Origin of the sequence: Geomobilimonas luticola, from assembly GCF_018476905.1 — a bacterium.
Taxonomy (GTDB): Bacteria; Desulfobacterota; Desulfuromonadia; order Geobacterales; family Geobacteraceae; genus Geomobilimonas; species Geomobilimonas luticola.
In genome coordinates this window covers 97,885-111,169 of the sequence record NZ_JAHCVK010000008.1, presented here as the reverse complement: position 1 = coordinate 111,169, position 13,285 = coordinate 97,885, and the positions used below count along the sequence as shown (strand labels likewise).

Below are 13,285 nucleotides of genomic sequence, written 5' to 3'. Positions count from 1 at the left end.
TCCAGCACCCCGACAGGGTCCATCGACGGGCTCTGCACCCCCTGTCACGACCCCCACGGGGTGAGTCCGACCCTGGGGGCCAACCAGCAGTACGCAGTGCCGCTCCTGAAAGGTACCTGGCTCACCTCTCCCTACAGGGAGGATACGGCCCCCGCGAACAATACCAACCTTACCAACCGCATGGATATAGGTCGTGAAGGGGTGCCGTACAACATCGATCAGAATACTTTTGGAGCAGACATCAGGGATGGGGTAACGGGTATCAGCCAGCTGGAAAATCAGTCAGAAGGGTTGTGTATCAGCTGTCACTCGAAGGAGAGCCTGACCGATGGCGTGACCCACACCTGGAAGAGCAAGGACCGGATACACGAATCGGTCAAGGGTTGGAAGACCGCCAACGGGACGATACAGCACAACTATTCCTGCTCCAAGTGCCACTCTCCCCATGACAGTTCGTCCCTACCGAGGCTGATGGTGACCAACTGCCTCGACAGCAAGCACAAGGGGCGTACCGGGAACAACTCTACGCCGGTCCTCTCGGACAATGGCTGGAAAACGTATAGTGGTCCATGCAGCGGTGCTGCTGCAGAATTCGGCACCGTCGACAACGCCACGCGCTGGTGTTTGAGTCGTGCGGGTACGTATGCATTCGGAGGGTCAGGTTCCGGCCACTTCCCTGGCAGCTGGGGGGGGGACAAGCCGGGGTTCCAGGGTTATGGCGTCTCCTGTCACGAAGGGAACAGCAGTGATCAGCAATGGAACGAGCTCACCCCATGGGCTGTCAACCCGCCCGCGCCACCTGTTCCTCCGGCGCTTGGGCAACCTGTCTCGCTTTCCGATACGTCTGTACGGTGGAACTATACTGATACGGCCAATGACAATGACGGGTACCGTCTGCATGACAGCGGCAATACCCTCAAAGCGAGCAACGCAAACGCCAAGAGCACCTACGTGGATGAAAGCGGATTGGTCGCAAACACCAGGTACACACGTCATCTCCACGCCTATAACGCCCTGGGGGACAGTTTGCCCAGTGGGGATGTCAGCATCTATACCTGGCCGAAATTCCCGAATGTGACATCCGACACTTACTTGCACAGTACACCGGATTTCACCTTTACCAATGCTGCCGGCTTCGGACCAGGGGGTGTGGAGTATTATCGTTACGTCTGGACGCAGAACCCCTCTTACACGTTCACCGACAACGAAACTATCTGGGACAGCGGCACCCTGACCACCACAGCCACGGCTGATGGCATGTGGTATCTGTATCTCAAGTCGTATAACGGAGACAACGTCAGTGGCAATTATAGTCTCTGGAGCAAGTTTAATAAATATGATAGTACCGCGCCGACGGTGTCTGCTCCGATTCCTGCAGACGGAGGGACCGCCGCGATCAACAATCCTCTGGTCTTCACCATTTCCGATGCGGTCTCCGGTATCGACTGGGCTACGATAACTCTTCAGATCAGCGGCAACATGGGGTATGCGAAGAGCTACACCGCAGCGGATACAACCATCGTCACCAGGACAGGTTCTGATGCAAGCTATGTTGTAACAGTAAAACCGGATGCTCCCTACGGCAATGGCGAGGTCATAACCTGGAGTTTCAGGGTAAAGGATCAGGTCGGACATGAACTTGTTTCGCCGTCATGGACCTTTACCGCGACAAACACCGCCGTGTCCCCCCCCACATTGGAGAGTGCTTCATCCACCTATTACAACAGAATGCGGTGGTTCTTTGTCGACAATTCCAACAATGAAACCGGGTTCAGACTGCATGATCCGGACCACGTGGTAAAAGTCGACCCCGCAACCGCGCCTTCCTACTTCGATGAATATGGGCTTACAGCGAATACACAGTACACACGGCACGTGCATGCCTATAACGCAGATGGAGAGAGCGGGCCAAGTCAGTCTCTCAGCAGATCCACCCTGGCTCTCCCTCCGGACGTCACCTCTGACAAGCCAGCAAACACATGGGGGAATGCGCCGATAACCTTTACCAACAATATCGGCTTTGGCACGGGCACGGTGGAGTATTACCGCTACCGCTGGGGCCAGGAACCTTTCCCTGCGTATGGGGGGAACATGGAGTGGAGGAGCGGTCAACTGACAATAACACCGGCCTCCGAAGGAAACTGGTATCTGCATCTCTGGTCTTACAACAAGGATGATGTGCCATCTTCTTCTTCGTGGCAAAAAATGCTTGGCTATCGTTATGACGCCACACCTCCCACAGGACTGGCATGTGCGTCTCCGGCGGATGCGGCAGCCGATCTGGCGGTCACCACAGTGCTCAGTTCGACCGTTGCCACGGACTCTGTCAGCGGGTCGGTGCAGTATCTCTTCCAGATAGCCAAAGATATTGGATTCACCACGGGGCTAGAGAGCAGCGGCTGGCAGACAGGTACGAGTTACGTGCCTCTTCTCGAAGCCGGAACAACCTATTACTGGCGTGTCAAGGCCAGGGACAATGCGCTCAATGAAACCCCCTACACCACGCCTGCACGCTCGTTCACAACATTGAATGTTCCGGTCTCCAGAGCCACCTGGACGACCAAGGGGGATTTTGAAAACAATGCCTCGACAACAGGTACGCCAACCACCAGGAGCGAGGTCTTTGTATCAGGCACCAACCAGGCAGACGATGCCGGCATTACGCTGTCTCAGACTTCACATACATGGAGAAACCCGACAGTTGCCGCCGGAAATAGTCATGCACTGGCGGTGAAACCGGATGGGTCTGTCTGGGCTTGGGGACACAACTGGTATGGCCAGCTTGGTGATGGTACAAGCGGTTTTGGCAATTATAAAACGACACCAGTGCAGGTTTCGGGTCTGGGTGCCGGGTCGGGTGTGATAGCGGTAGTGGCGACATATGACAGTTCATTGGCATTAAAGTCCGATGGCTCTGTCGTTGCCTGGGGACATAATAATTCCGGCCAGCTTGGAGATGGTACCAAAGTGGACAAGCCAACTCCAGTGGCAGTAACGGGGTTGGGTGCCGGTTCGGGTGTTATTGCAATAGCGGCAGGGAAATATTACTTTCTGGCCTTGAAATCGGACGGCACTGTCTGGGCTTGGGGGGATAATGCCTATTATCAGCTCGGAGATGGCACAGGCACCCAAAGATCCGTGCCTGTGCAAGTGTCAGGACTGACGGGGGCTGTTGCCATAGTCGCCGGCGGACAACATTCCTTTGCAGTAAAAACCGATGGTTCTGTCTGGGCCTGGGGCTACAATGGCTACGGTGAGTTGGGGGATGGCTCCAACATGCCTAAATCTTCTCCGGTGCAGGTTTCAACCATGGGCCCGGGGTCAGATGTGATCGCTCTTGCCTGCGGGTTTTCCCATAGCCTGGCTGTAAAGGCAGACGGCTCTGTGTGGGCTTGGGGTTACAACTGGTATGGCCAGCTTGGTGATGGTACTGATGGTCCAGGTAGTGACAAAAATTCTCCTGTCCAGGTAGTGGCTCCTGGCTCCGGAGCGAGCGCTGTAGCTGCGGCAAGGCACAGTTCTTTGCTGTTAAAAGACGATGGCTCTGTTTTGGCCTGGGGGGATAATAGTTCGGGGCAACTGGGGGACACTACGACAACCAAAAGGACAACCCCTGTGCCGGTGTCAGGCCTGGGGGCAAATTCTGGGGTAATTGCGGTGAGTGCAGGAGAGGCGATTTTCCAATCCTTAAAGGCTGATGGAGCTCTGTCTGCCTGGGGATATAACCAGTGGGGTGAGATCGTCGGTGGTGTAAACGGGGCAAACAGTGCCCCAGTCCCAAATTCTGCGATCTCCGGCATCCAGCTTCCGCTTTCATACAATTACTCGTACCAGGCCCTCGGAACGGTCACCAGGCTCAAGGTGAATGCAGGATCAAACGTCACCTGGGGCGGGATTTACTGGGACGATTCAGTGACTCCCCCTGATACAACGATCAAGTTCAGAACAAGGGGGGCGGATACCGAAGCAGGTCTGGACAGCGCCCCGTGGTCCGATTATTATCTCACTTCACGTGCCGGCATCACCACAACAGCTTCACAATGGCTGGAGGTGGAACTGACGCTACAGACCGCCAATAAATATTCGGCACCCCTGCTTGGCGAGCTTACGGTAACCTATATCCCCTGATCGAGAAGGAAATTGAGTCCTTACTGCAGAAAAGGCGGCACCAAACGGTGCCGCCTTTTCTGTTATCAACTACGGACTGATTCATCCCACCAGTTTCTTCGCGATCTCCGCCACGTGGCGTCCCTGGAAGCGGGCGATGGCAAGCTCGTTCTCGGATGGCTGGCGGGAGCCGTCGGCGGCCGCCAGAGTGGATGCGCCGTAAGGGGTGCCGCCGGTGATCTCGGTCATGACGGTGAGCCGCTGCTCGGTGTAGGGTACCCCGACGATGATCATGCCGTGGTGGAGGAGGGTGGAGTGGAAGCTGGTGATGGTGGTTTCCTGGCCACCGTGCTGGGTGCCGGTGCTGGTGAAGACGCTTCCCACCTTGCCGGCCAGCGCTCCCTTCGCCCAGAGCCCTCCCGTCTGGTCGAGGAAGTTGCGCATCTGGGCGGTCATGTTGCCGAAGCGGGTCGGCGTGCCGAATAGTATGGCGTCCGCCTCTGCCATCTGGGCCGGGACAGCTACCGGAATATGGGCGAAGGCTGCCCGGGCTGCCTTGGCGCCGCTCTTTTCCAATGCCTCGTCGGGAACCAGTTCCGCCACCTGATAGATGCTCACGTCGTCACCGGAGACTTCCCGTGCCCCGGCCGCTATCGCTTCCGCCATCTGGTAGATGTGACCGTACATGCTGTAGAATATAACCTGAATCTTTGGTGCCATGGAGTTCTCCTTTGTTGTGGGGGTGTGACCAGTTGGTCGGTTGAGTTCTTGTATGATGATACCGCCGGCCGCGGCTTCGTCAAGACGCGAAGCAGATAGCTGGTTTGTGTGTAGGTGAAAGGTAAGTATTGTTTAATTTTGGCGGTGGCAGTATACTGAAAGTGCAGGAAGATGTTCTTTGGCAAGTGCTCTGGGGTGCAGGTACCCATCGGTTGAGCCGCTGTCGATACATCAGGTCAAGGGGTGCCGGGTCCGGGCGTGGTGAGCAAGCCCTCTGCGGAGAAGGAAGCCTGAGCGCCTTCCCGGCCAACACTGCACACAGGTCAGGAGTTCAAGGATCGTACGGCATCCCGGAGCATGTTCGGTTGGAATTGGCGCTGCACGGGACAACGCGGATTGCGTAGTGTGACATCCGCCAGGCGCGTACAACCGCTTGAAAAAGGGGGAAAGCCGGCAATCTGCTGCATGCGGCCCGGTGGGGCGTTTACGGTGGGGCCGGACAGCCACCGACGGATTGGCATAAAGAGCCCCAGGTCAGCGCCAAGCTCGTAACGAGCCCCGGATTCCTCCGGGGCTCTTGTCGTTCCCCCCCTGGTACTCCCTGGTCATTTCCACGTTGCTGGTGATGGTAACGACATCGTGTACCGCGTTTTTATGAGTGATTTTCCGATATTTATCACGGCGGTAACAACCAGTTCCTCCCCCTTTTTGCTTGACTTAACGTCCCTGTTTACGCTAATTTGCCAGTTTGTTAAACGGGCCGGAAAAGCACCGAGACAAGGGGTAGAAACGTTCGATGGAAGAGCTCAGTGAACTGCTGTTGCAGCGGAGACGCAAACTGGATGCCATGTGGGAGGCGGGGATCAACCCGTTCCCCAATGATTTCAAACCTTCACATACCTCGCGGGACCTGGCGGATGCCTATGGCCACGTGACCGACATTGAAGATAACCCCGCGACCTTCACGGTGGCCGGACGGATTATCGCCCGCCGTTCCTTCGGCAAGGCGGCTTTCGTTCAGCTTCAGGACAGGAAAGGGCGGATGCAGCTCTACGTGAAGAAGGACTCTGTTGGAGACGAGGCCTTCGAGCGGTTCGAAACCTTTGATATCGGCGATATCGTCGGTGCGATGGGTAAACCGTTTCGCACCAAGACCGGCGAACTCTCCCTCCACGCAAGCGAAATGCGCCTCCTGACCAAGTCGCTCCTTCCCCTGCCGGAGAAGTTTCACGGCCTTACCGACGTGGAAACCCGCTACCGGCAGCGTTATGTTGACCTTATCGTCAATCCGGAGGTGCGGGAGGTATTCATCAAGCGCTCGCGGGTCATCAACCTGATCCGCGCGTTCATGACCGGCCGGGATTTTCTCGAAGTCGAGACGCCGATGATGCAGCAGATTCCCGGCGGCGCCACCGCCCGTCCCTTCGTCACCCATCATAACGCCCTCGACATGGAGCTGTTTCTCCGCATCGCCCCCGAACTCTACCTCAAGCGTCTGGTGGTGGGGGGCTTCGAACGGGTGTTCGAGATCAACCGCAATTTCCGCAACGAGGGGATATCCGTCCGCCACAACCCGGAATTCACCATGATGGAGTTCTACCAGGCCTATGCCACCTTCGAGGACCTGATGGATCTGACCGAGGAACTCCTCTGCCATGTGGCCCAGGAACTTCTCGGCACCCTCGACTTCACCTACCAGGGGCTCGACATCAGCTTCAAGCGCCCCTGGAAGCGGCTGACGGTCAAGGAGGCGATCCTGGAGTATGGCGACATCGACGCCAAATCCCTGGAAGACCGCGATCTTGCCTACGCCTATGCGCGCCAGATCGGCCTCGACCTCCCCCAGGACATCGGCTACGGCAAGCTCATCACCGAAATTTTCGAGGAGGTGGCGGAGACCAAGCTGATCCAGCCGACTTTCATCACCGCCTATCCGACCGAGGTCTCCCCCCTGTCGCGCAAGAACGACCAGGACCCGGATATCGTCGATCGGTTCGAGTTCTTCTGCGCCGGCCGGGAGATGGCCAACGCCTTTTCCGAGCTGAACGACCCCATCGACCAGAAGGAGAGATTTCTTGCCCAGGTGGCGGCCAAGGACAAGGGGGACGAAGAAGCCCACTACATGGACGAAGATTACATCCGGGCACTCGAATACGGCCTTCCCCCCACCGCCGGCGAGGGGATTGGCATCGACCGGCTGGTGATGCTCCTGACCGATTCGCCCTCCATCCGGGACGTCATCCTCTTCCCCCAACTCAAGAAGGAAAAATAATTAGGGACCAGTAAACGGGGACCGGGGACCAGTAAACCAACCCCGATCCCCGAGCCCCGGTCCCGGATCCCGGTTTCTATGCCCTACGAACTTTTTATCGGCCTGCGCTACCTGAAGGCCAAGCGCAAGGCAGCCTTCATATCGATTATTACCGTCATCTCGACGGCGGGGGTGGCCCTCGGGGTGATGGCGCTGATCATTGTCCTTGCGGTCATGACCGGCTTCGAAGAGGACCTGAAGGAGAAGATCCTCGGTACCAACGCCCATATCGTGGTGTTGAAGACCGGCGGCGGGATCGATGAATACCCTTCCGTCATGGAGCGGCTCAAGAAGTTCCCCGGCGTGGTGGCGGCGACCCCCTTCATCTACAACCAGGTCATGCTCTCCACCGGAAAGAACGTCTCCGGCGTGGTGCTGCGCGGCATCGACACCCGGACCGACGCGCAGGTGACCAACCTGCACAAGGCGGTGGTGGAAGGGAAACTGGCCAATCTGGATAGTCCCGTTTCCCTCCCCTACGCCAAAAGCGAGCCCCCCCTGCCGGGGATCGTCCTCGGCAAGGAACTGGCGCGAAACCTCAATCTCTACCTGGGAGACAAGATCAACGTCATTTCCCCTCTCGGCAATATTACCCCCCTCGGCATGGTCCCGAAGCTCAAGCCGTTCCGGGTGGTGGGGATATTCAACACCGGCATGTACGAATACGACACCACCCTGGCCTATGTCTCTCTGGCCGAGGCCCAGGACTTCCTCGGCCTTGGGGAGGCGGTGACCGGCATTCAGCTGAAGGTGGCCGATGTCTACAAGACCGGTGATCTGTCCCGCACCATCAACCGGGAGCTGGGCTTTCCCTTCTATGCGCGGGACTGGATGCAGATGAACAAGAATATCCTCTTCGCCCTCAAGACCGAAAAGATGGTCATGTTCATCATCCTGACCCTCATCGTCCTGGTGGCGGCCTTCGGCATCGCCTCCACCCTGTTCATGATCGTGATGGAAAAGACCAGGGATATCGCGATTCTCAAATCCATGGGGGCGACCGGTCGGAGCATCATGAGGATATTCATCTTCGAAGGGCTGGTGATCGGGGTATTCGGTACGGCCATTGGCGTGCTCGGAGGGCTTGTGGTTGCCCTCAACCTCCAGCCGATCGTCGATGTCATTCAGCGCCTGACCGGCTTCGAGCTGTTCAGCAAGGATATTTACTACCTGGATCACTTTCCGTCCCAGGTTGTACCATCCGACGTCCTCCTCATATCGGTGACGGCGGTTGCGATATCATTCCTGGCGACCCTCTATCCGTCGTGGCAGGCGGCGAGGATGGCACCGGCAGAGGCGCTCCGCTATGAGTAGCGAACGCGGCTTTTCCGCAATCTCTGCGTTGCTCTGCGGTCTTGCTTGTGCGGCGTACCGCGAGTACGCCTCCGCGCAATTCCTTGAGCGCCTTGACCTTGCGAAAAATCCACGTTCGCTTGGGAGAGCCGATTCGTTGAATCGCGTCGTTACGGGGTGCTTCCATGCCTAGTCTTCTGCAGGTGAAGGGGTTGTACAAGTCCTTCGGCAGCGGCGTGACGGCTGTTGAGGTGCTGAAGGGGATCGACCTGGAAGTTGCGGCGGGGGAGACCATCGCCCTGGTCGGAGCCTCCGGGGCGGGGAAGAGCACCCTGCTCCAGGTGATGGGGACCCTTGACCGGCCGACGTCGGGCGAGGTCCTGTTCAATGGCGAGAACGTCTTCAGCCGGGGGGACAGCTCCCTTGCCACGTTCCGCAACCGCTCCCTCGGCTTCGTTTTCCAGTTTCACCACCTGCTGCGCGAGTTTACCGCCCTGGAGAACGTGATGATGCCTCTTCTCATGGGGAGGATGAAGCGGGAGGAGGCTGCGGGAATCGCCATGAACCTGCTGACCGATGTGGGGCTCGCCCATCGCCTGACCCACAAGCCGGGAGAACTGTCCGGAGGCGAACAGCAGCGGGTGGCCATAGCCCGCGCCCTGGTGCTTGCACCGCCGCTTCTCCTGGCCGACGAACCGACCGGCAATCTGGATATGAAGACCAGCGAGGGGGTCCACGAATTGCTCATGGAACTCCATGCCCGCACGGGGATCACTCTCATCATCGTGACCCATAACGAAAACCTGGCTGCCCGGATGGGAAAAACCATCCGCATGGTGGACGGACGAATAGAGTAGGGGAGGCCGATTGCGCCGTCTAGCCTGTTACACAGCAGTTGTTCTGATGATGGTCGTCCTGCCTGCCGGCTTCACGCGGGCCGAGGGGGAAAAGATCACCGAGATCCAGGTCAAGGGGAACCGGCGCATTGAAGCGGCCGCCATTCTCAACGCCATCAGGCTGAAGGCGGGGGACCTCCTCTATGCCGACAAGGTGGATGCGGATATCCGCGCCATCTACAAGCTCGGGCAGTTTCAGAACATCACGGCAGAAACCGTTCCGGCTGACAAGGGAGTGGTTCTCGTCTACCGAATCGTGGAGAAGGGGATCGTTCGGGATGTGAAGATCGAGGGAACCAAGGAACTGACCGTAGAGAAGGTCCGGGACGTTCTCGAGGTGAAGCCGAACACCGTCTATTCCCCCAAGGATGTGGCAGGAAGCGTGAAGAAGATCAGGAAGCTCTATGCCGACGAGGGGTATTATCTGGCGGAGGTGGAGACGCAGACGGACAAACGGGGCGAAACCGATGTCCGGGTCGTGTTCAAGATCACGGAAGGGAAAAAGGTCCTCATCAAGAATATCGCATTCGAGGGGAACCGCGCCTTTTCCCCCCGGCAACTGAAAAAGGTCATGGAAACCGGTGAAAAATGGATGCTCTCCTGGCTCACCGGCGCCGGCACCTACAAGGAGGACGTGCTCAAGAACGACGTCAACCTCATCGCCGACCTCTATTTCAATAACGGGTACATCAATGTCAAGGTCGGGGAGCCGAAGGTGGAACTCCTTCCCGACAAGAGCGCCCTCGTGGTGACCATCGGTATCACCGAGGGCGAACAGTTCAAAACGGGGACCATTGGCTTCAAGGGTGATCTCCTGGAGAAAGAGACGGAACTGGCCGCAAAAATGAAGCTGAAGACGGGGGATGTGTTCAGCCGGGCTCTGCTGCGCAATGATGTCTTTGCCCTGACCGATGTCTACGCCGACAAGGGCTATGCCTTTGCCAATGTCACCCCCCAGACCCGGCTGAACCCGGAGTCGAAGACGATTGATCTCGTCTTTGACATGGAAAAGGGTGAGCAGGTCTATATCGACCGCATCAATGTCAGCGGGAACACCAAGACCCGTGACAAGGTCGTGCGCCGGGAGCTGAGGGTCACGGAGGGTGCTCTCTACAGCAGCACCGGCATCAAACGGAGCAAGGCCAACCTGATGAACCTCGGCTACTTCGAGGAGGCCACCATCTCCACCGCGAAGGGGAGTGGGGACAACAAGCTGACCATGAACGTGGACGTTAAGGAGAAGGCGACCGGTACCTTCAGCGTCGGCGCCGGCTACAGCTCCCTGGACGGTTTCATCGGCCAGGGCTCGGTGCAGCAGGCGAACTTCCTCGGTCTCGGTCTCAAAGCCAACCTGTCGGCGTCAATCGGCGGTAAATCCCAGACCTACAACGTGGGGATCACCGATCCCTACTTCCTGGACAGCAAATGGACCTTCGGCGGGGACGTCTACCGCTCCGAGAGGGACTACGTCGACTTCAGCCGGAGGGTGACCGGTTTTGACCTCAAGGGGGGGTATCCCCTGACGGATAACGTCAGCACATTCATGATCTACAAGTATGAGGACAAGAAAGTCTACGACCAGTCCATGGCCCTGAAGGACAGTATCGCCCGGGGGTTGACCACCGCTCCCGAGACGACCTCCACCACGAGTTCCGTCACGGCCAGCATCACCCGCAACACCACCGACTACCGTCTTGACCCTTCCAGCGGCATGGTCAATACCCTCTCCGCCGAATTTGCCGGTCTGGGGGGGACCAACCGTTATGCCCGCTACGTGACAGAGAACTCGCTTTTCATCCCTGCCAAGTGGGGGACGGTTCTTTCCCTGCGGGGAACCGTCGGCCACATCCAGGCGGTGGGGGGAAAGACCATTTCCATCGACGAACTGTTCTACCTTGGGGGGATAAACACCATACGCGGCTATAACGGCCGGACGGTGAGCCCCTATGTTGCCAACAACGTCGTGAATACCGACATAAACGGCATCAGTTCCATTACGCCCGTCATAACCTATGTGGGGGGCGATACGGAAACCTTCTTCAACGTCGACTACAGTTTCCCCCTGCTCAAGGATGCGGGGCTGAAGGGGGTGCTGTTTTTTGACGCCGGCTATGCCTATGACGGGATCGACAAGCTGTTCAGCCGGTTCCAGACCAGTTATGGTCTTGGCGTCCGCTGGTTTTCCCCGCTTGGCCCGCTTCGCCTGGAATACGGCATACCCATCAATCCCCGCACGGGTGTCGATAAAGCCAGCGGCAGACTGGAATTTTCCATTGGAAGTTTCTTCTAACATTATCTGAAAAAGGAGATGTACATGCGCACGATCATCATTACCGTTATTTTCGCCCTGACAGTGGCAATGGCAGCTGTCGCCGGTGCAGCCGACATGAAACTCGCGTCGGTGGATGTACAGAAGGTCCTGGTTCTGTCCAATGCCGGCAAGGAGGCAAAGGAGCAGCTTGCCCTCAAGGCCGGCAAATACGAGAACGAAAAGAACGCCAAGGAAGAAGAGCTGAAGAAACTCAAAGCCGACCTCGAAAAGCAGAGCGTTCTCCTTTCCGAGAGCGCGCGGAATACCAAGGAGAAGGATTATCAGCAGAAACTCAAGGAGTACCAGCGGTTCCTCAAGGACGCCCAGGACGACCTGCAGGCGAAGAATGACGAATTCACCAATAAAATCGTCGAGGACATCGTCAAGGTGATCCAGGAGTACGGCCGGAAGAACGGCTACTCGTTCATTTTCGTCAAGAACGACAGCATGATCTACACCGACGACAAGTCTGATCTGACCGATGAGATCCTGAAGCTTTTCAACGAGACGAAAAAGAAATAGGGCAGAAATGTCTGGAGCGGCGTTGCGGTGCCAAGGAGTTGCCCGCGACGTCTCTGTGGAAGGATAATCGTATGGGAAAATCCCTAAAAGAGTTGGCCGTCTACCTTGGCGGCAGGGTGATCGGCGACGACTCGGCGCTGGTGCAAGGGTTGGCCGGTCTGGACGACGCCGGTGAGGGGCAGATCACGTTTCTTGCCAACCCCCGGTATGCGTCGAAAGTCGCAACCACCAAGGCCACCGCCGTCATCCTCCCTCCCGGCGCCGATGGCCATGGCAGAAACGTCATCGAGGTCGCCAACCCCTACCTCGCGTTTGCCAAGTTGTTGACCCTCTTTCATGTCCACCCCCCCCAGTTCCTGGGGGTCATGGAAGGGGCCAGTATCGGCAGGGATGTCTCCATGGGGAGCGACGTGACCATCTATCCGGGGGTCTGGGTTGCGGATGGCGTCCGGCTCGGGAACAGGGTCACTCTCTATCCCGGCGTGGCTCTGTATCCGGGGGTGACATTGGGGGATGACGTTACCCTCCATGCCAACGTCAGCATCCGGGAGCGCTGCCGCATCGGCAACCGGGTGATCGTCCACGACGGGGCGGTCATCGGTTCCGACGGTTTCGGGTATGCCCCCGACGGTGCCGGCTATTACAAGATTCCCCAGATAGGCATCGTGGTCGTGGAGGATGATGTGGAGGTCGGTGCCAATACGACCATCGATCGGGCCGCTCTCGACGTGACCCGTATCGGCCGCGGCACCAAGATCGATAACCTGGTGCAGATCGGCCACAACTGCGTCATTGGCGAAAATTGCATGATCGTATCCCAGGTCGGGATATCGGGGAGCACCAGGATCGGCACCCACGTCACGCTTGCCGGCCAGGTCGGTGTGGCCGGTCACCTGACAATCGGCGACAATGTCATGATCGGCGCCAAGTCGGGAGTCCCGGGTAACCTGCCGCCAAACGGCATGTACAGCGGCATGCCGGCTATCCCCCACAAGGAATGGCTCCGGGCCATGGGGGTTTTGGGCCGGCTCCCCGAACTGCGAAAAACCGTAAGCCTCCTGGAAAAGAAGGTCGAAGAACTGGAGGCCAGACTCGGGGCTCGGGACCCGGAACCTGTGTAAGGGG

At 57.9% G+C, this 13,285-nt stretch carries 8 protein-coding genes; 7 read left to right on the top strand and 1 reads right to left on the bottom strand.

What is annotated here, in order from left to right; genetic code table 11:
- Window positions 1-96 precede the first annotated feature (96 nt).
- Window positions 97-4,128 (top strand): RCC1 domain-containing protein, encoded by a 4,032-nt coding sequence (locus KI810_RS14320; protein ID WP_214176244.1) that lies wholly within the window; start codon window positions 97-99, stop codon window positions 4,126-4,128.
- An 81-nt stretch (window positions 4,129-4,209) separates the two neighbouring features.
- On the opposite strand, the gene wrbA is transcribed toward KI810_RS14320, so the two are convergent.
- Entirely contained in the window at window positions 4,210-4,827 is a 618-nt protein-coding gene (gene wrbA / locus KI810_RS14315) for an NAD(P)H:quinone oxidoreductase (RefSeq protein WP_214176243.1), read from the bottom strand.
- Window positions 4,828-5,623: 796 nt separating this feature from the next.
- Between wrbA and lysS the strand changes: the two genes are divergently transcribed.
- The 6 genes from lysS (at window position 5,624) to lpxD (ending at window position 13,281) form a co-directional block, all read left to right on the top strand.
- Window positions 5,624-7,099 (top strand): lysine--tRNA ligase, encoded by a 1,476-nt coding sequence (gene lysS, locus KI810_RS14310; RefSeq protein WP_214176242.1) that lies wholly within the window; start codon window positions 5,624-5,626, stop codon window positions 7,097-7,099.
- 78 nt (window positions 7,100-7,177) lie between these two features.
- Window positions 7,178-8,452: a lipoprotein-releasing ABC transporter permease subunit gene (locus KI810_RS14305; RefSeq protein WP_214176241.1), complete on the top strand. Its 1,275-nt coding sequence runs from the start codon at window positions 7,178-7,180 to the stop codon at window positions 8,450-8,452.
- A 164-nt stretch (window positions 8,453-8,616) separates the two neighbouring features.
- A complete protein-coding gene (locus KI810_RS14300) occupies window positions 8,617-9,288 on the top strand; it encodes an ABC transporter ATP-binding protein (RefSeq protein WP_214176240.1) in 672 nt (223 codons plus the stop codon).
- A 46-nt stretch (window positions 9,289-9,334) separates the two neighbouring features.
- On the top strand, window positions 9,335-11,617 hold the full coding sequence (gene bamA, locus KI810_RS14295) for an outer membrane protein assembly factor BamA (RefSeq protein ID WP_214176239.1): 2,283 nt from the start codon (window positions 9,335-9,337) through the stop codon (window positions 11,615-11,617).
- 24 nt (window positions 11,618-11,641) lie between these two features.
- Complete coding sequence (locus KI810_RS14290; RefSeq protein WP_214176238.1) at window positions 11,642-12,160, top strand: OmpH/Skp family outer membrane protein; 519 nt, start codon at window positions 11,642-11,644, stop codon at window positions 12,158-12,160.
- A gap of 71 nt (window positions 12,161-12,231) precedes the next feature.
- The gene (gene lpxD / locus KI810_RS14285) at window positions 12,232-13,281 is read left to right on the top strand and encodes a UDP-3-O-(3-hydroxymyristoyl)glucosamine N-acyltransferase (protein ID WP_214176237.1); all 1,050 of its coding nucleotides are present in this window, start codon (window positions 12,232-12,234) and stop codon (window positions 13,279-13,281) included.
- Window positions 13,282-13,285 lie beyond the last annotated feature (4 nt).

What these genes read in the sequence shown, in the direction of transcription:
- wrbA (WP_214176243.1), bottom strand. Translation starts at nt 4,827, where the DNA reads ATGGCACCAAAGATTCAGGTTATATTCTACAGCATGTACGGTCACATC.
- lysS (WP_214176242.1), top strand. Translation starts at nt 5,624, where the DNA reads ATGGAAGAGCTCAGTGAACTGCTGTTGCAGCGGAGACGCAAACTGGAT.
- KI810_RS14305 (WP_214176241.1), top strand. Translation starts at nt 7,178, where the DNA reads ATGCCCTACGAACTTTTTATCGGCCTGCGCTACCTGAAGGCCAAGCGC.
- KI810_RS14300 (WP_214176240.1), top strand. Translation starts at nt 8,617, where the DNA reads ATGCCTAGTCTTCTGCAGGTGAAGGGGTTGTACAAGTCCTTCGGCAGC.
- bamA (WP_214176239.1), top strand. Translation starts at nt 9,335, where the DNA reads ATGATGGTCGTCCTGCCTGCCGGCTTCACGCGGGCCGAGGGGGAAAAG.
- KI810_RS14290 (WP_214176238.1), top strand. Translation starts at nt 11,642, where the DNA reads ATGCGCACGATCATCATTACCGTTATTTTCGCCCTGACAGTGGCAATG.
- lpxD (WP_214176237.1), top strand. Translation starts at nt 12,232, where the DNA reads ATGGGAAAATCCCTAAAAGAGTTGGCCGTCTACCTTGGCGGCAGGGTG.